The sequence below is a fragment of the Pseudomonas sp. PSB11 genome (assembly GCF_014596605.1).
Classification (GTDB): domain Bacteria; phylum Pseudomonadota; class Gammaproteobacteria; order Pseudomonadales; family Pseudomonadaceae; genus Aquipseudomonas; species Aquipseudomonas umsongensis.
The window spans coordinates 224,879-246,627 of the sequence record NZ_NOIO01000001.1; the positions used below are offsets into that span (position 1 = coordinate 224,879).

Here is a 21,749-nt window from a genome sequence, read left to right on the forward strand (position 1 = left end):
CTCCTTAACCCTACCGAGCATTTTCATGCGACGTCTTCTGCTGACTCTTGTTTTACTGAGTGCGGGCCTTGCCCATGCCGGCGAGCTGCCGGAAACCGACTGGCTCGAACTGATGCCCAAGTCGGACCAGAAAGCCCTCGAGGCCATGCCTGAAATCGACCACGACTCTCCGGAGGCCGATGGTACCTTCACTGAAAAAGGTGGCATGAAGCAGAGCAAGGGCTTGCCCGCGGTGATGTATTCGACCAAGACCGTAGCGTCCATGAACGACAAGGACATCCGTATCGGTGGCTATCCGGTACCGCTGGAGTCCGACGCCAAGGGTCGCAGCACCTTGTTTTTCCTGGTGCCATACCCGGGCGCGTGCATCCACGTGCCGCCACCACCGCCCAATCAGCTGGTGCTGGTGCGCTATCCCAAGGGCTTGAAGCTGGAGGATATCTATACGCCGCTATGGGTGACCGGCACGCTGAAGATCGAGAAGGTCAGCAATGACCTGGCGGATGCGGCGTATGCGCTGGACGCGGCGAAGGTGAGGGTGGTGCAGGAATCGGATTTGTAACGAGTGCTTCAGGCCTGGCACAAACCAAATGTGGGAGCGGGCTTGCTCGCGAAGGCGATGTAACAGTCAACGATGATGTTGAACGTTATGACCTCTTCGCGAGCAAGCCCGCTCCCGCATTGGTTTTGTGGTGTTATATGGGTTTGCTGCTGATGCTAACGCCCAGCGTATGGCTTGCACCCGACGCCAACGTCACCACATCACCCATCACATTCGCCGTTTCAATGCACAGCATGCGTTGCCAGCCATCGTCGGCCATGTCGCTGAAAGCCGCGGCGCGTTCGGTCCATGGGTTCCAGATTACAGCCGAACGTGAACCGGTACTGGTGAGCTCGATACGCCGTTCCCAGGACGGGTCGACAATGCTGAGCTGGGGCGGCGTATCGAGGTAAATGCGATCGGTTTCGCCGGTAAAGTGCAAGTCACCGGACTGGGTCACGGTTTTCCAGTCGTCCAGCGTCTCGATATAGCTCAGCCCGTCCAGCCCTTCGACATGCACATTACGCACATCGCTGACCGCGAAATAGCTGTGCAGCGCCTGGCTGATCGTGACGGTGTCGGTGCCTTGGTTGTGACTGGTCAGGCTGATATGCAGCTGCTCGTCCAGACGAATGCTCAACTTCAGGTCGACCTTGTGCGGCCAGCCAGGCAATCCGCCTTCGGGGCAAGGCAAGAGGAACTCGATCTTCAGGCTTGCGCCCTCGGCCTCGATGCCGCCCAATTCCCAGTCGATTGCCCGTACCAGGCCGTGAGCGGCGGCGGGTTCGCTGCTGACGCGCATTGCCTGGACACTCTGCGGGTTGCGCGCCAGGTTGCCGAACCACGGCCAGCACACGGGCACACCGGCGCGGATGCTTTTGCCCGCCTTGAACACGGCCTCGTCGTTGAGCCAGATCAGAGGTGGCTGGCCAGCCACTTGATAGCTGAGGATGTGTGCGCCTTGCTGGGCCACCAGCAATTCGGCCTGGCCGTGGCGGATGCGCCAGCAGTTCAGTTCATCCAGTTTGACGGCTTCAACGTTGGGCGTGCTCATGGGACAGCTCTCGATCAGTAACAATGACTGCAATGGACCGCAAAACGCTTATCGGGTTTAACGCAGCCCGTTTTTAACGGGCCCGGGGCGGAACCGAACGAGTACGGCCGCTGCCATCGATGGCGACGAACACAAACACCGCTTCGGTAACTTTGCGCCATTCGCTGGACAGTGGATCGTCGCTCCAGACCTCGACCATCATCTGGATCGAGCTGCGGCCGATTTCCAGTGCCTGGGTATAGAAGGAGAGCTGGGCGCCCACTGCGACCGGAACCAGGAATGCCATGCGGTCGATCGCGACAGTGGCCACGCGACCGCCAGCCACCTTGCTGGCCATCGCAGTACCGGCCAAGTCCATCTGCGCCACCAGCCAGCCGCCGAAAATATCGCCAAAGCCGTTGGTTTCGCGAGGAAGCGCGGTAATTTGCAGGGCCAGGTCGCCTTGCGGGATCGGATCTTCTTGTTCGAGCTCTATCATTCGGGGGGTGCCTCTGACCCGTGACTCTTCGTTGTGTAGCGGATAAATAGCCGTCCTGGAAAAACGATTCATCCCCGAACACACTGCGTTCGTCACGTTTTTCGTAAGGCGCCTAAAGGGAAACTCTGCGAAATCGCCTATGAACCTGACAGGCGTTTTCGCACAGCAACCCCTTACAAGCTATTACACAATTGCGAGTATATCGGTCGATAGACTCCGATACGACCGTCCGGTTCTCATTTTGCCCATCAAATACGCGCCTCTATGTGCTTTTTCGAACAATTTGTTATCGTGCCGGTCCTGCCCGAGCCCTTGCCAGCGTTGTTGGGGCGGCAGACCTGACTATAAGAGAAGCCCTTGCCATGACCACAGCGCCCTCGAGTATCGCGCAGCCTTCCCCATCCGCACGACCGCTGACCCGCAACGATTACAAGACGCTATCGCTGTCGGCCCTGGGCGGCGCGCTGGAGTTCTACGATTTCATCATCTTCGTGTTCTTCGCCACGGTGGTGGGCAAGCTGTTCTTCCCGGCGGACATGCCCGAGTGGCTGCGCTTGATGCAGACTTTTGGCATCTTCGCCGCGGGCTACCTGGCGCGGCCACTGGGCGGCATCGTGATGGCGCACTTTGGCGACCTGTTGGGGCGCAAGAAGATGTTCACCCTGAGCATTTTCATGATGGCGGTGCCTACCCTGATCATGGGCCTGTTGCCGACCTATGCGCAGATCGGCATGTGGGCGCCGATCCTGTTGTTGCTGATGCGGGTGATCCAGGGCGCGGCGATTGGCGGCGAAGTACCGGGTGCCTGGGTCTTCGTTTCTGAACACGTACCGCAGCGGCATGTCGGCTATGCCTGCGGCACCCTGACCAGCGGCCTGACGGCGGGTATCCTGCTGGGTTCCCTGGTCGCCACGGCGATCAACAGCATTTACACGCCAGTTGAAGTGGCGGATTACGCCTGGCGGATCCCGTTCCTGCTCGGTGGCGTGTTCGGTCTGTTCTCGGTGTACCTGCGCCGTTGGCTGCACGAAACTCCGGTGTTCGCCGAGCTGCAGCAGCGCAAGGCTCTGGCCGAGGAGGTGCCGTTGCGCGCGGTGCTACGTGACCATCGCGGTGCAATTGCCATTTCGATGCTGCTGACCTGGCTGTTGTCCGCCGCGATCGTGGTGTTGATCCTGATGACCCCGACCTTGTTGCAGACGGTCTACCACTTCGCGCCAACCACCGCGTTGCAGTCCAACAGTGTGGCAATCGTGTTCCTGAGCATTGGCTGCATCATTGCCGGTGCGTTAGCGGATCGCTTTGGTGCGGGGCGCGTGTTCGTTGTCGGATGCACGGCGTTGCTGGCCAGTTCCTGGACGTTCTATCACAGCCTGGCCGACCACCCCGACTGGTTGTTCCCGCTGTATGCCCTGACCGGTCTGCTGGTGGGCACCATCGGCGCGGTACCGTACGTGATGGTCAAGGCGTTCCCGCCAGTGGTGCGTTTCAGCGGCCTGTCGTTCTCGTACAACGTGGCCTACGCGATTTTCGGTGGTTTGACGCCGATGGTCGTCAGCCTGCTGCTCAAGGAAAGCCCGATGGGACCGGCGTATTACGTGGCGGTGCTGTGCGGGGTCGGGATTTTGGTGGGGGCGTATCTCTGGAAGAAAGGGCGCTGACCGACCCTTTGTGTCGACTGCAATGACGCCTTCGCGAGCAAGCCCGCTCCCACATTTGACCGAGTACCGATAGAGGGATGCGGTCGAAGGTGGGAGCGGGCTTGCTCGCGAAGAACGATGACGCGGCATTGCCTTGGAACAACGAATACTGGCCTTTCATCCAATTGTCATATTTCAGCCATAGAGTGTTCACACGGCCTGCTGATACTTGGCCCCGAATAACACACCCTATCTGCTAGGAGTAAGGCATGAAACTGAAGCGTTTGATGGCGGCAATGACTTTTGTCGCTGCTGGCGTTGCGACTGCCAACGCGGTTGCCGCTGTTGACCCTGCTATCCCGAGCTACACCAAGACCACTGGTGTGTCGGGCAACCTGTCCAGCGTCGGTTCCGATACCCTGGCCAACCTCATGACCCTCTGGGCTGAGAACTACAAGAAAGAATACCCGAACGTAAACATCCAGATTCAGGCCGCTGGCTCCGCCACTGCGCCACCTGCGTTGACTGAAGGCACCTCCAACCTGGGTCCCATGAGCCGCAAGATGAAGGACACCGAACTGGCTGCCTTCGAGCAGAAGTACGGCTACAAGCCAACTGCTATCCCGGTTGCCGTGGACGCCCTGGCCGTCTTCGTACACAAGGACAACCCGATCCAGCACCTGACCATGGAACAAGTCGACGCGATCTTCTCGTCCACTCGTCTGTGCGGCGCTAAAACCGACGTGAAAACCTGGGGTGACCTGGGTGTGACCGGCGACCTGGCCAACAAGCCGGTGCAACTGTTCGGTCGTAACTCGGTATCGGGCACCTATGGCTACTTCAAGGAAGAAGCCCTGTGCAAAGGCGACTACAAGCCAAACGTGAACGAACAACCAGGCTCGGCTTCGGTCGTGCAGTCGATCAGCTCGTCGCTGAACGGCATTGGTTACTCGGGCATCGGCTACAAAACCGCTAGCGTCAAGACCGTGGCCTTGGCCAAGAAAGGCGGCACCGAGTTCATCGAAGACACCGAAGAAAACGCCCTGAACGGCAAATATCCGCTGTCGCGCTTCCTGTACGTCTACGTCAACAAAGCCCCGAACAAGCCTCTGGCCCCGCTGGAAGCCGAGTTCGTGAAGCTGGTTCTGTCCAAGCAGGGCCAGGAAGTCGTGGTGAAAGACGGCTACATCCCGTTGCCAGCCAAGGTCGCTGCAAAAGCACTGGCTGACCTGGGTCTGCAGGAAGGCGGTACCGAAGTCGCAAAAAAGTAAAACCCTGATCCGGGGCTAACCCCGGATCTGTAGGAGCCGCCTTGCTGGTGATGGCATCACCGCGGTGAGCCCGTCGAGCCGAGTCGACAGGATCGCCAGCAAGCCGGCTCCTACAACCCCCAATTCTCACTCCGCTGCCGGTTTCACCGGGCGGCGGATTTGTTGCGTCACTGCACTGTCATCTTTCTGTCATACAGGATCGCTAGGGTGTGCGAATGAATGATCTGGCCAATTCCACAATGACTACAAATCCCCCCAAGCGAATTGATTTCAATACGCCTGAGCTACAACGCAAGCGCCGCATCCGCGCGCTCAAGGATCGCCTGACCCGTTGGTACGTCCTGGTGGGCGGCCTCGCCGTTCTCGGCGCGATCACCCTGATCTTTTTCTTCCTCGCCTACGTCGTTGCGCCCCTGTTTCAGGGTGCCAGCCTGACATCCAGGGACGCCATCACGCCGGCCTGGATGCAAGACGCCGGCAAGCCGTTGATGATCTCCCTGGAAGAGCAGAACCAGGTCGCGATGCGGGTTTCCGACAAGGGCCAGGCGCTGTTCTTCGATATCGACAGTGGCGCTGAACTCAAGCGCGTCGATCTGCCGCTTCCGGCGGGTGCCACCGTGGCTTCCATCGCTGAAGACCAACCGGGTCACCCGCTGGTGGCGGTGGGCTTGTCCAACGGCCAGGCACTGGTGTTCCGTCACACTTATAAAGTCAGCTATCCGGACGGCAAGAAGAGCATCTCGCCGGCCATTGAGTATCCGTATGGCGAAGCGCCGATCACGCTGAACGAGGCGGGTGGTGCGCTGGAACACGTCAGCCTCAATGCCAACGATTCAACCCTGATGCTGGTGGGTTCAACCGGTTCGCAACTCAATGTTCTGTCGCTGACCAGCGAAGAAAACATGATGACCGGCGAAATCACCAACGAGCAAAAGCGCATCGATCTGCCGCAGATGACCGAATCGGTGAAGAACATCTTCGTCGACCCGCGCCAACAGTGGCTGTACGTGATTAACGGTCGTGCCCAGGCCGACGTCTTCAGCCTGCGCGACAAGAGCCTCAACGGTCGCTACAAACTGCTGGAAGATGGCGAAGCGCAAATCACCGCCAGTACGCAGCTGGTGGGTGGCATCTCCCTGATTCTCGGCGACTCCAAAGGCGGCCTGGCCCAGTGGTTCATGGCCCGCGACCCGGATGGCGAGCAGCGTCTGAAGCAGATCCGTACCTTCCAGATGGGCACCACGCCCATCGTTGAAATCACCGCCGAAGAGCGCCGTAAGGGCTTTGTTGCCCTCGACGCCTCGGGCAAGCTCGGGGTGTTCCACAGCACCGCACACCGTACCCTGCTGGTCGACCAGGTGGTCGAAGGCCAGGGCTTGTTCGGTCTGTCGCCACGGGCCAACCGCGTGATCGTGGAGGCCGGCGGCAAGCTGCAACCGTTGCTGCTGGACAACCCGCACCCGGAAGTGTCGTGGAGCGCGTTGTGGAGCAAGGTCTGGTACGAGAACTACGACGAGCCTAAATACGTCTGGCAATCGACCGCCGCCAACACCGACTTCGAACCCAAGCTGAGCCTGTCGCCGCTGACCTTCGGTACTCTGAAAGCCGCGTTCTACGCCATGCTGCTGGCTGCTCCACTGGCCGTCGCCGCCGCGATCTACACCGCGTACTTCATGGCCCCGGGCATGCGCCGCAAGGTCAAGCCGGTGATCGAGCTGATGGAAGCGATGCCGACGGTGATCCTCGGCTTCTTCGCCGGCCTGTTCCTCGCACCCTATGTCGAAGGGCATTTGCCGGGCATTTTCAGCCTGCTGATGCTGCTGCCGATCGGCATCCTGGTCGCCGGTTTCACCTTCAGCCGCCTGCCGGAATCGATTCGCCTGAAAGTCCCTGATGGCTGGGAAAGTGCCCTGCTGATTCCAGTGATCCTGTTCGTCGGCTGGCTGTCGCTGTACATGAGCCCGTTCATGGAGAACTGGTTCTTCGGCGGCGACATGCGCATGTGGATCTCCCACGATCTGGGTATCACCTACGACCAGCGCAACGCACTGGTGGTCGGCCTGGCCATGGGCTTCGCAGTCATCCCGAACATTTACTCCATCGCCGAAGACGCCGTGTTCAGCGTGCCGCGCGGCCTGACCCTGGGTTCACTGGCCCTCGGTGCCACGCCGTGGCAGACCATGACTCGCGTGGTGATCCTCACCGCCAGCCCGGGCATCTTCTCGGCATTGATGATCGGCATGGGCCGTGCGGTCGGCGAAACCATGATCGTGTTGATGGCCACCGGTAACACCCCGGTCATGGAAATGAACCTGTTCGAAGGCCTGCGCACCCTGGCCGCCAACGTCGCGGTGGAAATGCCGGAGTCGGAAGTCGGCGGCAGCCACTACCGCGTGCTGTTCCTCTCGGCACTGGTGCTGCTGCTGTTCACCTTCATCATGAACACCCTCGCGGAACTGATTCGTCAGCGTCTGCGCAAGAAATACTCGTCGCTTTAAGAAAGGTAGAAGTCTGTGAAACAGAACTCCCTGAAAGGATGGTTCAAGAGCGGCGCCCCGGGCGTCTGGATCAGCGGTGGCGCGGTGTCCATTGCGGTCATCATGACCATTGGCCTGCTGGCAGTGATTGCCGTGCGCGGCCTGGGTCACTTCTGGCCGGCGGATCTTATCCACGCCAGCTACGACGTGCCGGGCCAGGCCAATCACCTGGTCATCGGCGAAGTGGTTCAAAAGGAAGAAGTGCCGCGTGCGCGTTTGAAGAGTGCCGGCCTGCCGGTGCCTGACGAAGGCCCGGAGTTCATGACCCGCGAGCTGATCAAGGTCGGCAACCGAGACCTGAACGGCACCGATTTCACCTGGATTGTCGGCGAGTGGCTGACCAACCAGAAAACGCCGGTCGAATTGATGGCGCTTGAGCGCCGCGAGTGGGGCAATTTCTACGGTTACCTGGTCAACGTCAAACAGGACGGCAAGGTGATTGCCGAAGGCGAGGCTGCATGGCCCGAGCTGCAGGCGCGGATCAACCGCGTGAATCAGCTGGCTACCCAGCTCAAGACCCTGGAAAAGTCCGACATCGGCGCGATCAACGCCGGGCTGGAACGCATCCGCCTGCACGGCCGCAAACTGGAGCTGGACGGCAAGCTCGACGCCGCTGCGCAAGCGGACATGGAATCCGAGCGCGCCGAGCTCAATGCCCGTTATCAGGACATCGAGGCCCGTCTGGGCGATCTGCACGCGCAGTTCAACCGCGACAGCCTTACTGCCCGCGATGCCAACGGCAAGGAAATCGAAATCAGCCTCGGTAAAGTGGTTCACGCCTACCAGCCGAACGCCATGGGCACCTTTACCAAGATCGGTTTCTACTTCAGCAAGGTCTGGGAGTTCCTGAGCGACGACCCGCGTGAAGCGAACACCGAAGGCGGGATTTTCCCGGCGATCTTCGGCACCGTGATGATGACCTTGATCATGGCGATGATCGTGACCCCTTTCGGCGTACTGGCCGCGGTGTACCTGCGTGAATACGCCAAGCAGAACACCCTGACCCGGGTGATCCGCATCGCGGTGAACAACCTGGCGGGTGTTCCGGCCATCGTCTACGGCGTGTTCGGCCTGGGCTTCTTTGTCTATGTGCTGGGCGGCTCGCTCGACCGCCTGTTCTTCCCTGAAGCCTTGCCAGCGCCGACCTTCGGCACGCCGGGCCTGCTCTGGGCATCGTTGACCCTGGCGCTGCTGGCGGTGCCGGTGGTGATCGTGGCCACCGAAGAAGGCCTGGCTCGGATTCCTCGTACCGTGCGTGAAGGTTCGTTGGCCCTGGGCGCGACCAAGGCGGAAACCTTGTGGAAGATCGTACTGCCAATGGCCAGCCCGGCCATGATGACCGGCATGATCCTCGCCGTGGCACGCGCCGCGGGTGAAGTGGCGCCGCTGATGCTGGTAGGTGTGGTGAAGCTGGCGCCGTCGTTGCCGGTGGACGGTAATTACCCTTACCTGCACCTGGATCAGAAGATCATGCACCTGGGCTTCCACATCTATGACGTCGGCTTCCAGAGCCCGAACGTCGAAGCCGCGCGGCCGCTGGTGTATGCCACGGCGCTGCTGCTGGTGCTGGTGATCGCGACGTTGAACCTGTCGGCCGTTTATATCCGTAACCACCTGCGCGAGAAGTACAAGGCGCTGGATAGCTGATCAACTGTAGGAGCCGGCTTGCTGGCGATGCTGGCGACTCGGTCCGCCTGGTTCACCGCGGTGATGTCATCGCCAGCAAGCCGGCTCCTACAAAGAAAGAATTGCGTAACCGCAGGCCTGGCCTGCGGCCCCGAACCGAATTTGTTAGCACAGGGAGCCTCCCATGCAGCACGAAGCACATACCCACGGCATCAACATGTCGGCCCTGGGTCGCGACAAACAGAGCCTGAACCTCGAGCAGGAAACCGTGGCCATTGAAGTGCCGGGCCTGAGCCTGTTCTACGGCGACAAACAAGCACTGTTCGACGTCAGCATGAACATCCCGAAACAGCGCGTGACCGCCTTCATCGGCCCGTCCGGCTGCGGCAAGTCCACGCTGCTGCGTACCTTCAACCGCATGAACGACCTGGTGGACGGTTGCCGCGTGGAAGGCGAGATCAACCTGTACGGCAACAACATCTACCGCAAGGGCGAAGATGTGGCCGAGCTGCGTCGTCGCGTCGGCATGGTGTTCCAGAAGCCCAACCCGTTCCCGAAAACCATCTACGAGAACGTGGTCTACGGCCTGCGTATCCAGGGCATCAACAAGAAACGCGTGCTCGACGAAGCGGTTGAGTGGGCGTTGAAAGGCGCGGCCCTGTGGGACGAAGTCAAAGACCGTCTGCATGAATCGGCGCTGGGCTTGTCCGGTGGTCAGCAACAACGCCTGGTGATTGCCCGTACCATTGCCGTGGAGCCGGAAGTGCTGCTGCTCGACGAACCGTGCTCGGCACTCGACCCGATCTCGACGCTGAAAGTCGAAGAGCTGATCTACGAGCTGAAATCCAAGTTCACCATCGTCATCGTGACCCACAACATGCAACAGGCCGCGCGGGTTTCCGACTACACGGCGTTCATGTACATGGGCAAACTGGTGGAATTCGGCGATACCGATACCCTGTTCACCAATCCGGCGAAGAAGCAGACCGAAGACTACATCACCGGTCGTTATGGCTAGTAAGCGGTTGTTGCTCACTAAACTGACGCTGCGGTCCACCGCACCTTACCGGACGCTCCAAGGACGCCAACATGATTAGTAAAGAAGGCCTTACCCACCATATTTCCGCGCAGTTCAACGCCGAGCTCGAGGAAGTGCGCAGCCACCTCCTGGCCATGGGCGGGCTGGTCGAGAAGCAGGTCAACGACGCGGTCACCGCGTTGATCGAGGCCGATTCCGGCCTCGCCCAGCAGGTACGTGAGATCGACGACCAGATCAACCAGATGGAACGCAATATCGACGAAGAGTGCCTGCGCATCCTGGCCCGTCGTCAGCCGGCGGCGTCGGACTTGCGTTTGATCATCAGCATTTCCAAATCGGTGATCGACCTGGAGCGCATCGGTGACGAAGCGACCAAGATCGCCCGTCGCGCCATCCAGCTGTGCGAAGAAGGCGAAGCGCCGCGCGGTTACGTCGAGGTTCGCCACATTGGCGACCAGGTGCGCAACATGGTCCGTGATGCGCTGGATGCCTTTGCCCGTTTTGACGCCGACCTGGCGTTGTCGGTGGCGCAGTACGACAAGATCATCGACCGCGAGTACAAGACGGCCCTGCGTGAGCTGGCGACCTACATGATGGAAGACCCACGCTCTATTTCGCGGGTCTTGAGCATCATCTGGGTACTGCGTTCGCTGGAGCGCATCGGCGACCACGCGCGCAATATCTCGGAGCTGGTGATTTACCTGGTGCGCGGCACAGACGTACGTCATCTGGGTCTCAAGCGCATGAAGGAAGAAGTTGAAGGAACCAGCGGCGAAACCGCTAATGTTCCGGGCAAATCTGACGATAAGTAAGATTGCCCAATTAAAGCGCCCGGCCTATTGGCCGGGCGTTTTCGTTTGGGGGTCGCCGGGATTTTTTAAAGGGGTTGTGGATGAGTAAGGTCAGTGTGTTGGTCGTGGACGATGCTGCGTTCATTCGTGACCTGGTGAAGAAATGCCTGCGCAACTATTTCCCGGGCATGCGCATCGAAGACGCGGTCAACGGCCGCAAGGCGCAGTCGCTGCTGGCCAGGGAGGCATTCGACCTGGTGCTGTGCGACTGGGAAATGCCAGAGATGTCCGGCCTGGAGCTGCTGACCTGGTGCCGCGAACAAGACAGCCTCAAAGGCATGCCATTCGTGATGGTGACCAGTCGCGGCGACAAGGAGAACGTTGTCCAGGCGATCCAGGCCGGCGTTTCCGGCTACGTCAGCAAACCCTTCACCAACGAGCAACTGATCACCAAGGTCAAGCAGGCGCTGCACAAGGTTGGCAAACTCGACAGCTTGATCAGCGTGGCGGCGACCAAAACGATCTCGGCGTTCGGTAACGACACCCTCAATGCATTGACCAGCGGCAAGCCTGCCGTGATTGCTCCGGCGCCCGCGGCAGCATCCCCAGGAGTGCTCAACAGCCCACCGGTCAAGGCTCCAGTGGCTGCTACTGGCGGCGGTGGACGCGGCCAGGGTCAGCTGCGGCTGCCCAACGGCATCCAGCCGTGCGTGATCAAGGCGCTGAGCCTCAAGGAAGCGCTGCTGGTGGTCAAGCGCACCGACAGCCTGCCGCAGGTCCTCGACAGCGCCGTACTGGACTTGGAGCAGGGCGAGAGTGCCGAAGTGGCCCGCCTCAATGGCTACCTGCACGCTGTGGTGGCCCACGAGCCCAAGCCCGACAGCGACTGGTTGCAGCTGACCTTCCGCTTTGTCGATCAGGATGCGCAGAAACTCGACTACATTTCGCGATTGATCGCTCGGGGTACGGCGCAGAAGCATTTCATTCCTGGCGCTTAAGAGCGCCTTCGTGAGCAAGCCCGCTCCTTCAGGGATTGCGCCGACCTGTAGGCGCGAGCTTGCTCGCGAAGAGGCCCTCGACATCACCGTACATCCATCTGAACATCTGCCGACTTCACAGGTCCATTGCGCCTGCTAGGCTCAATCCCAAACCTGAATCGACAGAATCCCGCCCATGTTCGCGCGCCTGCTGTTTTTCTGTGGTCTTTTCATCGCCTCGACTTCGGCCATGGCAGTGACCATCTACAAGTCCACCGACGCCAGTGGCGTGGTCTCCTACAGCGACCGCCCCACGAAAGGCTCCAGCGTGTTCACGTTCCGCGATCGCATGGTCGAGAACTTCGAGCGTCAGGTGTACCTCGTGATCATGAAAAAGGACGGCGTGGACAGCGTCTACGTGCGCAATGACCTGTATGCGCCGGTTGAAATCGAATTGAGTTTTACCGGGTTGAACAACGTCAGCGGTGCACCGAGTCGTCCCATTCGTCGGGTAATGCCATTGCGCAGCAGCATTCGCCTGGCGCAGCTCACGCCGACCAGGGCCGGGCAGCCGCTCGCCTACCTTCCCAAGTTCGAATATTCCCTGGGCGACCCCGCAGGCGCTGCCGTAGCCTACCGATACCCGTACCCCTGGCGTGGCGGACCGTTTCGCGTAAGCCAGGGCGCGGAAGGCCAATACAGCCACTTCGGCCCGAGGAATCGCTACGCCATCGACATCGCCATGCCGGAAGGCACGCCGATCATTGCCGCGCGGGGCGGGATCGTGGTGAAGACCGAAAACGGGCAGACCGGGCGCGGTACCGATCCGTCGGGTAACTTCGTGCGGGTGCTGCATGATGACGGGACGATGGGCGTGTACCTGCACCTGCAAAAAGGTTCGGTCAGCGTTCGCGAAGGGCAGCGGGTGGTCGTGGGCAGCCCGCTGGCGCTGTCGGGCAATACCGGCAACAGCAGCGGGCCGCATCTGCACTTCGTGGTGCAGCGCAATACCGGGATGGGGCTGGTGTCGATCCCGTACCAGTTCAAGCAACCGATGGGGGCGTTACCCAACTTCGCGCTGGGCAAACAATAATGCGTTGACTGATCTGATGCCTTCGCGAGCAGGCTCGCTCCCACAATTGAAATGCATTCCAATGTGGGAGCGAGCCTGCTCGCGAAGGGGGCGGCTCGGCTTTGGATCAGCCCATCAATCGAGCATCAACACCTTGGCCAGCACAATCTTCGGTCCCTTCATCTTCTTGATGATGATGCGCAGGCCTTCGACTTCCAGCACTTCTTCCTCTTCAGGGACGCGCTTGAGGCTTTCATAGACCAAACCTGCGAGGGTTTCGGCTTCAACGTGGTCCAGGTCGATACCCAGCAGGCGCTCGACCTTGAATAATGGCGTATCGCCGCGTACCAGCAGCTTGCCTGGCTGATAGGCGAGGATGCCGCGTTCGGCCTTGCGGTGTTCATCCTGGATATCGCCCACCAGCACTTCCAGCACGTCTTCCATGGTCAGGTAGCCGATGATGTTGCCGTCGGCCTCTTCGACCAGGGCGAAGTGCGAGCCGCCCTTGCGGAACTGCTCCAGCAACTGCGACAACGGCATGTGCCGCGACACGCGTTCCAGCGGGCGGGTGAGTTCGGCCAGGTTGAACGACTCGGGAATGTGGTCCAGGGCCGCCAGCTCCAGCAGCAGGTCCTTGATGTGCAGCAGGCCGACGAACTCCTGGCGTTCGCTGTCGTACACCGGGTAACGGCTGAACTTGTGGCGACGGAACATCGCCAGGATTTCCTTGAGTGGCGCGTTGAATTCCAGGGTCACCAGGTCTTCGCGGGAGTTGGCCCAGTCGACCACTTCCAGTTCGCCCATTTCCACGGCCGAGGCCAGTACGCGCATGCCCTGGTCGCTCGGGTCCTGGCCACGGCTGGAGTGCAGGATCAGTTTCAGTTCCTCACGGCTGTAATGGTGCTCGTGGTGCGGGCCGGGTTCGCCTTGCCCGGCGATGCGCAGGATCTGGTTGGCGCTGGCGTTGAGCAGGTAGATGGCCGGGTACATGGCCCAGTAGAACAGGTACAGCGGCACGGCGGTCCACAGCGACAGCAATTCGGGTTTGCGGATGGCCCAGGATTTCGGGGCAAGCTCGCCGACCACAATGTGCAGGTACGAAATGATGAAGAACGCGGTGAAGAACGACACGGCCTTGACCACTTCCGCTGACTGTACGCCGACCGTTTCGAGCACCGGCTCGAGGATATGCGCGAACGCCGGCTCACCGACCCAGCCCAGGCCCAGCGAGGCGAGGGTGATACCCAATTGGCACGCCGACAGGTAAGCATCGAGCTGACTGTGCACGGTGCGCAGGATGTGTCCACGCCAGCCGTGCTGCTCAGCGATGGCTTCGACCCGGGTCGAGCGCAATTTGACCATGGCGAATTCCGCCGCAACGAAAAAGCCGTTGAGCAAAACCAGGATCAGAGCAAAAAGAATCATGCCGAAGTCGGCGAATATTGTTGCGAGGGTCAAGCCAGGGGAAGGGTCCATGATGGAGTTTTGCGGGTTCCGTGTATTCGAATGGAAAGAAAAAAGTGCACCTGAAAGGCAGGCACAAGTCAGCCAATGTAGCGGCTGACCGGGCAATTGCCTAGTGGCGTGTGCTGGCCGGTATCAGTCGGCGGTGCTGATCACCCGGGATTTGCTGACCTGAGCGGGTGCAAAGTGGCAGGTAAATGTACTCCCGTGGCCCGGCACGCTGCTGATTTCCATGCGCGCGCGATGACGCAGCAGGACATGCTTGACGATCGCCAGGCCCAGCCCGGTACCGCCAGTGTTGGAATTGCGGCTGGAGTCGACGCGGTAGAAGCGTTCGGTCAGGCGCGGCAGGTGCTTGCTGTCGATGCCGATCCCGGAGTCCTGCACGCTCAGGTGCGCGCCTTGCTCATCGCCCCACCAGCGGATGCGGATGCTGCCTTCGGCAGGGGTGTATTTCACCGCGTTGAACACCAGGTTGGAAAACGCGCTGCGCAGTTCCGCTTCACTGCCCTTGAGCAGAATCGTCGGGTCGGCTTCCAGGGTGATCTGTTGATTCTTCTGGCCTGACAACTGTTGAGCATCGCCCTTGATCGACTGCAGCAAGCCATCAATGGCCACTGGCTGGTTGTCCGACGGGTAATCGGTGGCTTCCAGCTTGGCCAGCAACAGCAGGTCATTGAGCAAGGTTTGCATGCGCCCGCCTTGCTGCTGCATCTGTTGCAGGGCACGGGTCCAGCGCGGGTTCACTTCCTCGACGTTATCGAGCAGGGTTTCCAGGTAGCCACAGATCACCGTCAGCGGCGTGCGCAGCTCGTGGGAAACGTTGGCGATGAAGTCTTTGCGCATCTGTTCCAGCTGATGGATACGGGTCACGTCGCGCACCAGCATCAGGTGCTCATTGTTGCCGTAACGGGTGATATACAACTGAATGCGCATCCGGTCGTTGGTCGGCGAAGGGATTTCCAGCGGTTCGGCGTAGCTGTCCTGCTCGAAGTATTCCTTGAAGCGCGGATGGCGTACCAGGTTGGTCACCGGCTGGCCGCTGTCCTGCGGGGTCTTGAGGCCCAGCAGGGTTTCAGCGGCACGGTTCCACCATTCCAGGTTGCCGTCGCTGTCGAGCATGACCACCGCGTCTTTCAAGGCTGCGGTGGATTCCTGGACCCGGTCGATGACCGCTTGCAGGCGCCCGCGAACGCGTTGGTCGCGACGTTGCAGATGGTAGATGCTGTCGAACACCTCGCCCCACAGGCCATAGCCATCGGGAGGTGCTTCATCGGGTTTGTGCAGGCGTAGCCATTCGTGCAGGCGTAGCAGTTGCTTGAGGGTCCAGGCCAGGTAAACGCCAAGTCCCGCGGCGAGGCTCCAGCCGTAGTAGCCGGTGATCAGGCCGATCACCAGGCAGGCGGTGACCAGCAGCAGCATGTGGCGAATCAGGGTGCCATGCCAGTTTTGGTTCACTTGAAAGCGCGTCCTTGTCTACTTCTAAAACGGGGAAATCCGGGTCACGCTTTCGTGGAAAAGCGGTAACCGGTGCCGCGCACGGTTTGTACCAGGTTTTCGTAGGCATCGCCGAGGGCTTTGCGCAGGCGCCGGATGTGCACATCCACGGTGCGCTCCTCGACATACACATTGCCGCCCCAGACCTGATCCAGCAACTGGCCACGGGTGTAGGCGCGTTCCTGGTGGGTCATGAAGAACTGCAGCAGACGGTACTCAGTCGGTCCCATTTCCGCCGGTTTACCGTCGATGGTCACGCGGTGGCCTATCGGGTCCAGCAGCAGGCCGCCGACTTCGATCGGTGCTTCGCCGTCGGAGGGGCCGGCACGGCGTAGCACGGCCTTGAGGCGTGCGACCAGCTCACGTGGGGAAAAGGGCTTGGTGATGTAGTCATCGGCGCCGACTTCCAGGCCCTGGATCTTGTTGTCCTCTTCGCCCTTGGCGGTGAGCATGATGATCGGGATATCCCCGGTCAGCTCGTCGCGCTTGAGGCGGCGGGCGAGCTCGATGCCGGACGTGCCGGGCAGCATCCAGTCAAGCAGGATCAGGTCTGGTTTGCGGTCGACGATAATGGCGTGGGCCTGCTGGGAGTTCTCCGCCTCCATGCAGTCGTAGCCGGCCATTTCCAACGCAACGGCGATCATTTCGCGAATGGGCGCTTCGTCGTCGACGATCAGAATGCTCCTGCCAACCATGCCTTAATCCTCTTGTCATTTAACTGTCTTGCGCCGCATTAGATAACGGAATTATTGCAGTCGTGTGACAGTATTTTAGTCCCCCGGCGATTGTCATGAACCTGGGCTAAGCTCTAAGTCCGAATCCTGACAACCACAAACGGAAGGTTTCCATGAAACACATTGCTCAATCCTGGAAGGCTTTGCTGGTGACTGCTGCGTTAACGCTGCCGACCATGGCCTTCGCCGCCGACCCGGCGATGATGAAAGACGGCATGATGGTCGACCATAAAGGTATGACGGTGTACACATTCGACAAGGACTCGGGTGGCAAGTCGATGTGTAATGGTGATTGTGCGAAGAATTGGCCGCCGATGATGGCACCGGCGGGCGCCAAGGCCGAGGGCAAATTTACGCCAATCAAGCGCGATGACGGCACGATGCAGTGGGCTTATGACGGCAAACCACTTTATACCTTTGTGAAGGACGAAAAACCTGGAGACATGAAAGGCGACAAAATGAAGGACGTCTGGCACGTCATGCACGAGTCGCAGAAGTAAACGACGCCCAGGTTTTCCCTGCAGGAGCGAGCATGCTCGCGATGGTCGTCAACGATAACGCGGCAAGCCTGACACCCCGCGGCGTCTGTGAGATCTTCGCGAGCATGCTCGCTTCTACAGGAAAACGGGTCAACGCAACCCGTAATCCAGCACGATCCCGACAAAAATCGCCAACCCGGCCCAATGGTTGTGCAAGAACGCCTTGAAACAGCGCATACGGTCCTTGTCACGGGTGTACCAGAACTCCCAGGCAAAACAGCCCGCCGCCACCGCTAGCCCCAGATGGAACCAGCCGCCGAGCTCGAATTTAGACCCGGCCAGCAGCAGGCATCCCAACGCCAGCCCCTGCAGGGTCAGGATGATCACCCGATCTGCCTCGCCAAAGAGGATCGCCGTGGACTTCACGCCGATCTTCAAGTCATCGTCGCGGTCGGTCATCGCGTAGTAAGTGTCGTAACCCACCGTCCACAACAGGTTGGCGATCCACAGCAGCCACGCCGCCGCCGGCAGTTCTCCGGTCTCGGCAGTGAACGCCATCGGCATCCCCCAGGAAAACGCCGCGCCCAGCACCACTTGCGGGTAATAGGTGTAGCGCTTCATGAACGGATAGGTGAAGGCCAGCGCCAAGCCACCGAACGACAGCCAGACCGTTGCCGCGTTGGTGCATAGCACCAGCAGGAAGCTCAGGCCCATCAATAATGCAAAGAACACCAACGCTTCTTTGGAGCTGATCTTGCCGCTCGGCAGCGGGCGCTGTTCAGTGCGCTTCACATGGCCATCAACCTTGCGGTCCGCCCAATCATTGATCACACAGCCCCCCGCGCGGGTCAGCACCACGCCAAGGACGAAAATCACGATATTGGCCAGCGACGGCGAGCCCTTGCCGGCAATCCACAGCGCCCATAGCGTCGGCCACAACAGCAGGTAGATGCCGATCGGCTTGTCCATGCGCGTCAGCTGAATGAAATCCCAGGCCCGGGGATTCAAGCGGTTCAAGGACTTGAGCAGGCTCTGGTACATCAGCAATTCTCCGGATGGACGCGGGCGGCGCTCCACAGGGTCGGCAGGAAGATCTCGGCCACCAGCACACTCAAGGCGCCACGGTCGAAACGCGAGCGGCGAGCCCACAGCCCGGGCGCCCGCACTTCGCTTGGCAACCACGCTTGCGGGTAGTGGCAAACCTCGATGGCACGGCGCTGGAAGGCATGATCGCAAAACAGCAGCTCGCCCAGGGAGCGGCTGCCCAATTCGTCCATGTGCAAGCCGTCGCCCTGCAACGCGCTGCGCGCCGCGACGCTGCGGGCAAACACCAGGGCTTGCCCGTGACCACGCAAGTACACCTCGCGCACCCAGCCTTCACTGCCCTCGGCCAGGCCGAGCGCGGCGCATTCATCCGTGCGCAGGGGCTGCCAGCCTTCGAACAATGGCGTGACGCTAAACGCATCATTCGTCAGATGAATGAGACGCCTGGTCAGCGAGCCATTATCGAACAACCAATCGAGGATAGACGTGTCGGGGAGAGGCGTCAGTTGGCTTTGAAAGAGCCAGGTTGGGGGAGGGCAGGGGGATTCTGTGTGTTGCACAATGAGTCATTATTGGCAGCAAAGGAGGCTGCGAGCTTACCATGCCAGCCACGAATGTTGATTGATCCGGCCACCCATTGCGCCGAACAGGCTTGCATCTGTCGGGCCCGATCAGTAAAAAACCCTTTGAGCTGGATGGCAACGCAGTAACCATCGACCGTCCACGCCGGCAATAGCCTGAATCCCGAGGAAATACCTGAATGAAAAAGTGGCAATGTATCGTCTGCGGCCTGATTTATAACGAAGCCGACGGTTGGCCCGATGACGGCATCGCGCCGGGCACCCGTTGGGAAGACGTGCCGGCAGATTGGCTGTGCCCGGACTGCGGTGTGGGCAAAATGGATTTCGAAATGATCGAAATCGCCGCCTGAATAACTGAGGAGTAAGGAATGAACGCACCTGTCGTAATCGTTGGTACCGGGCTGGCTGGCTACAACGTCGCTCGCGAGTTTCGCAAGCTCGACAGCGACACCCCGCTCCTGCTGATTACCGCCGACGATGGGCGCTCCTACTCCAAACCGATGCTCTCCACCGGTTTTGGCAAAAACAAGGATGCCGACGGCCTGAGCATGGCCGAACCGGGCGCGATGGCCGAGCAGTTGAAAGCCGAAGTGCGCACCCATACCCGCATCAGTGGCATCGACCCGGGCCACAAGCGCCTGTGGATCGGCGAGGAAGCGGTGATCTACCGTGACCTGGTGTTGGCGTGGGGGGCCGAAACCGTGCGCGTACCCATCGAAGGTGATGCAGGTGATTGCGTGTTCCCGATCAACGACCTGGAAGACTACGCGCGCTTTCGTGCGGCTGCGGCCGGCAAGCGGCGGGTGTTGTTGCTGGGCGCCGGCCTGATCGGTTGCGAGTTCGCCAACGACCTGACCCTGGGCGGCTACGAGGTGCAGCTGGTTGCACCGTGCGAGCAGGTCATGCCGACCCTGTTGCACCCGGCAGCGGCCGCAGCGGTTCAGGCCGGGCTGGAAAGCCTGGGTGCACGCTTTCATCTCGGGCCGGTGCTCAATCGCCTGCAGCGGGTTGCTGACGGCCTGGAAGCCCATCTTTCCGATGGTCAGGCCATACCGTGCGACGTGGTGGTGTCAGCCATTGGCCTGCGTCCGCGCATCGACCTGGCCGCCGCTGCAGGCCTGCAGGTCAATCGCGGCGTAGTGGTCGACCGACACCTGCAAACGTCCCATGCCAACATCTACGCCCTGGGTGACTGTGCCGAGGTCGATGGGCTGAATCTGTTGTACGTGATGCCCCTGATGAGTTGTGCGAGAGCGCTGGCACAGACCCTTGCCGGCAACCCGACGGTGGTTAACTACGGCCCGATGCCGATCACTGTCAAAACCCCGGTGTGCCCATTGGTGGTATCCCCGCCGCCACGGGGTACGGAGGGCGTCTGGACCGTCGAAGGGCAGGGCGCCGACATCAAGGTTTTATGCCGCGATACCCACGGCAAACTGCTCGGTTATGCCCTCACAGGCGCAGCCGTGATGGAAAAGCTGGCCCTCAACAAAGAGCTTCCGGCACTGCTGGCGTAAATACCGGTCGTTCTGTCGGAATCACCCCCATTTTGCCCGTACATTGGCCGCGCCGACACTGGCGCGGCTCCTCACTGCGTGCCATCCTCACTCCCGTCTGCCGCAGAGTAGAGCACCTGCGGCGCTTTGGGCGCTGCTCCACAGAGGGCGGCACGGACATAACAACAAAAAACCGTCAAAGGGGCTTCACTAATATGCGTAAACCAGAACTCGCCGCAGCCATCGCTGAAAAAGCAGATCTCACCAAAGAGCAGGCCAACCGCGTCCTCAACGCCGTTCTCGAAGAAATCACCGGCGCCTTGCACCGCAAAGACAGCGTGACGCTGGTAGGTTTCGGCACCTTCCTGCAACGCCACCGCGGTGCCCGCACCGGTAAAAACCCGCAAACCGGTGAGCCGGTCAAGATCAAGGCCAGCAACACTGTTGCATTCAAGCCGGGTAAATCGTTGAAGGACAGTGTTAATCCGTAATCTGTTTCGCGAACCTGCAGTGCGGGGGAGCGGACTGAAGAATGGGCACGCCAACGAGATTGGGTGCCCATTTTTTTATGGAGCGCGAGGGTCGCGCATTGCGTTGTAGGAGCCCGCTTGCTGGCGATAGCGGTGCGTCCCAGTGTTTTGAAGGAAATTTCCGACGGGTTTGCAGGGGAACTATCAAAAGATCGCAGCCTTCAGCAATTCCTACAGGAGTGTGTTTCCTCAGGTGCAGGATCGGCGCAGGGGGGATTTCATCGGTTACCGTTGTGTTGATGGCCAAGGCGCCATATCACCAAACAGCGGGTTTTAAATTGTTAAACGCGGCTGGAAAATGGTTAATTCCCTTGCAAAATTGAGGAAGCATCCGACGCTTTTTTAAGGTTGGCCGTCGGAAGCGCGGCGGTTAGTTTGGTCACTCCCAATATTCCTCGGAGTTGCACCATGCCCAAGGTCAAAGAATTACCCGCCGGATTAGAAAGCGTCAGCACTACCCCGTACATGTCCGCGACTTCAAGAAAGTTGCACCATGCCGCCACCCGCGCCCTGGACCATTACCTGAAACCCAATGCCTTGACCATGGCCGGGGCTCATCCACCCGGCACGATCTTTGTCGTGGCGCCTGACATCGACAACGAGACGCTATTAGCCCACGCCTGTGAGTCGTTGGCGTCAGCCAGCGTGATGGCGAGTGAAATCGCCACAATGCTCGAGGGGGCGCACCGCAGTACGATGCTGGCGCTTCAGCAGGTGATCATGCTCGGTGAGCTGGCGGTAAATCGAGTGCTGGATAACGTCGCCCCGCCACACCCTGTCTGAGTCCAGAAAAGGCAGGCTTTTGTCAGTGACTTGGTAGTCATCACCGTCAAAAAACCTGGCATCTCCTCCAAACGTAACTGGAAGGTGGCGTTCTGGAATTTAATCGCTACACTGC

The 21,749-nt window shown here is 60.2% G+C and carries 21 protein-coding genes; 14 read left to right on the top strand and 7 right to left on the bottom strand.

The features are described 5' to 3' along the window. The first annotated feature begins 25 nt into the window (after positions 1-25). The gene (locus tag CGA21_RS01050; RefSeq protein ID WP_188263365.1) at positions 26-562 is read left to right on the top strand and encodes a DUF3299 domain-containing protein; all 537 of its coding nucleotides are present in this window, start codon (positions 26-28) and stop codon (positions 560-562) included. 133 nt (positions 563-695) lie between these two features. Here CGA21_RS01050 and CGA21_RS01055 read toward each other — a convergent pair whose 3' ends face one another. Together CGA21_RS01055 and CGA21_RS01060 are read right to left on the bottom strand one after the other, a co-directional pair. Beyond that, positions 696-1,595, bottom strand: a complete 900-nt coding sequence (locus tag CGA21_RS01055; RefSeq protein ID WP_188263366.1) for a D-hexose-6-phosphate mutarotase — start codon at positions 1,593-1,595, stop codon at positions 696-698. 73 nt (positions 1,596-1,668) lie between these two features. Further along, positions 1,669-2,073: an acyl-CoA thioesterase gene (locus CGA21_RS01060; protein ID WP_007896491.1), complete on the bottom strand. Its 405-nt coding sequence runs from the start codon at positions 2,071-2,073 to the stop codon at positions 1,669-1,671. 362 nt (positions 2,074-2,435) lie between these two features. Here CGA21_RS01060 and CGA21_RS01065 point away from each other — a divergent pair, with 362 nt between their 5' ends. From CGA21_RS01065 to CGA21_RS01100, 8 genes are all read left to right on the top strand, one after another. Then, the gene (locus CGA21_RS01065) at positions 2,436-3,734 is read left to right on the top strand and encodes an MFS transporter (protein ID WP_188263367.1); all 1,299 of its coding nucleotides are present in this window, start codon (positions 2,436-2,438) and stop codon (positions 3,732-3,734) included. A 248-nt stretch (positions 3,735-3,982) separates the two neighbouring features. After that, positions 3,983-4,984: a phosphate ABC transporter substrate-binding protein PstS gene (locus CGA21_RS01070; RefSeq protein WP_110748249.1), complete on the top strand. Its 1,002-nt coding sequence runs from the start codon at positions 3,983-3,985 to the stop codon at positions 4,982-4,984. A gap of 215 nt (positions 4,985-5,199) precedes the next feature. Beyond that, positions 5,200-7,482: an ABC transporter permease subunit gene (locus CGA21_RS01075; protein ID WP_110748246.1), complete on the top strand. Its 2,283-nt coding sequence runs from the start codon at positions 5,200-5,202 to the stop codon at positions 7,480-7,482. Between the two features lie 15 nt (positions 7,483-7,497). Next, the gene (gene pstA / locus CGA21_RS01080) at positions 7,498-9,168 is read left to right on the top strand and encodes a phosphate ABC transporter permease PstA (RefSeq protein WP_110748243.1); all 1,671 of its coding nucleotides are present in this window, start codon (positions 7,498-7,500) and stop codon (positions 9,166-9,168) included. Positions 9,169-9,331: 163 nt separating this feature from the next. Further along, positions 9,332-10,165 (top strand): phosphate ABC transporter ATP-binding protein PstB, encoded by an 834-nt coding sequence (pstB, locus tag CGA21_RS01085; protein ID WP_095943421.1) that lies wholly within the window; start codon positions 9,332-9,334, stop codon positions 10,163-10,165. Positions 10,166-10,236: 71 nt separating this feature from the next. Beyond that, positions 10,237-10,998: a phosphate signaling complex protein PhoU gene (phoU, locus tag CGA21_RS01090; protein WP_008064514.1), complete on the top strand. Its 762-nt coding sequence runs from the start codon at positions 10,237-10,239 to the stop codon at positions 10,996-10,998. 80 nt (positions 10,999-11,078) lie between these two features. Further along, a complete protein-coding gene (locus tag CGA21_RS01095) occupies positions 11,079-11,975 on the top strand; it encodes a response regulator (RefSeq protein WP_110748239.1) in 897 nt (298 codons plus the stop codon). A gap of 175 nt (positions 11,976-12,150) precedes the next feature. Further along, complete coding sequence (locus tag CGA21_RS01100) at positions 12,151-13,047, top strand: peptidoglycan DD-metalloendopeptidase family protein (RefSeq protein WP_033042678.1); 897 nt, start codon at positions 12,151-12,153, stop codon at positions 13,045-13,047. 114 nt (positions 13,048-13,161) lie between these two features. On the opposite strand, the gene CGA21_RS01105 is transcribed toward CGA21_RS01100, so the two are convergent. From CGA21_RS01105 to phoB, 3 genes are all read right to left on the bottom strand, one after another. Next, the gene (locus CGA21_RS01105; protein ID WP_110748236.1) at positions 13,162-14,502 is read right to left on the bottom strand and encodes a hemolysin family protein; all 1,341 of its coding nucleotides are present in this window, start codon (positions 14,500-14,502) and stop codon (positions 13,162-13,164) included. A gap of 123 nt (positions 14,503-14,625) precedes the next feature. Next, positions 14,626-15,912: a phosphate regulon sensor histidine kinase PhoR gene (phoR, locus tag CGA21_RS01110; RefSeq protein ID WP_218646489.1), complete on the bottom strand. Its 1,287-nt coding sequence runs from the start codon at positions 15,910-15,912 to the stop codon at positions 14,626-14,628. An 80-nt stretch (positions 15,913-15,992) separates the two neighbouring features. Next, positions 15,993-16,682: a phosphate regulon transcriptional regulator PhoB gene (gene phoB / locus CGA21_RS01115; protein ID WP_020797927.1), complete on the bottom strand. Its 690-nt coding sequence runs from the start codon at positions 16,680-16,682 to the stop codon at positions 15,993-15,995. A gap of 152 nt (positions 16,683-16,834) precedes the next feature. Between phoB and CGA21_RS01120 the strand changes: the two genes are divergently transcribed. Continuing rightward, a complete protein-coding gene (locus tag CGA21_RS01120; RefSeq protein WP_110748233.1) occupies positions 16,835-17,221 on the top strand; it encodes a hypothetical protein in 387 nt (128 codons plus the stop codon). Between the two features lie 129 nt (positions 17,222-17,350). On the opposite strand, the gene ubiA is transcribed toward CGA21_RS01120, so the two are convergent. Together ubiA and CGA21_RS01130 are read right to left on the bottom strand one after the other, a co-directional pair. After that, positions 17,351-18,241 (bottom strand): 4-hydroxybenzoate octaprenyltransferase, encoded by an 891-nt coding sequence (ubiA, locus tag CGA21_RS01125; protein WP_110748230.1) that lies wholly within the window; start codon positions 18,239-18,241, stop codon positions 17,351-17,353. Continuing rightward, the gene (locus CGA21_RS01130) at positions 18,241-18,804 is read right to left on the bottom strand and encodes a chorismate--pyruvate lyase family protein (protein ID WP_110748228.1); all 564 of its coding nucleotides are present in this window, start codon (positions 18,802-18,804) and stop codon (positions 18,241-18,243) included. Before CGA21_RS01130 ends, ubiA begins: the two co-directional genes overlap by 1 nt. Before the next feature lie 200 nt (positions 18,805-19,004). On the opposite strand from CGA21_RS01130, the gene CGA21_RS01135 reads away from it, so the two are divergent. The 4 genes from CGA21_RS01135 (at position 19,005) to CGA21_RS01150 (ending at position 21,634) form a co-directional block, all read left to right on the top strand. Then, positions 19,005-19,175 carry a rubredoxin gene (locus CGA21_RS01135; protein WP_007995385.1) on the top strand — a complete coding sequence of 57 codons (171 nt, stop codon included), beginning with the start codon at positions 19,005-19,007 and terminating at the stop codon, positions 19,173-19,175. Positions 19,176-19,193: 18 nt separating this feature from the next. Continuing rightward, a complete protein-coding gene (locus CGA21_RS01140) occupies positions 19,194-20,342 on the top strand; it encodes an NAD(P)/FAD-dependent oxidoreductase (RefSeq protein WP_188263368.1) in 1,149 nt (382 codons plus the stop codon). 194 nt (positions 20,343-20,536) lie between these two features. Then, positions 20,537-20,812 carry an HU family DNA-binding protein gene (locus CGA21_RS01145; protein ID WP_003213368.1) on the top strand — a complete coding sequence of 92 codons (276 nt, stop codon included), beginning with the start codon at positions 20,537-20,539 and terminating at the stop codon, positions 20,810-20,812. A gap of 447 nt (positions 20,813-21,259) precedes the next feature. Continuing rightward, a complete protein-coding gene (locus CGA21_RS01150) occupies positions 21,260-21,634 on the top strand; it encodes a DUF6124 family protein (protein ID WP_188263369.1) in 375 nt (124 codons plus the stop codon). Positions 21,635-21,749: the final 115 nt, after the last annotated feature.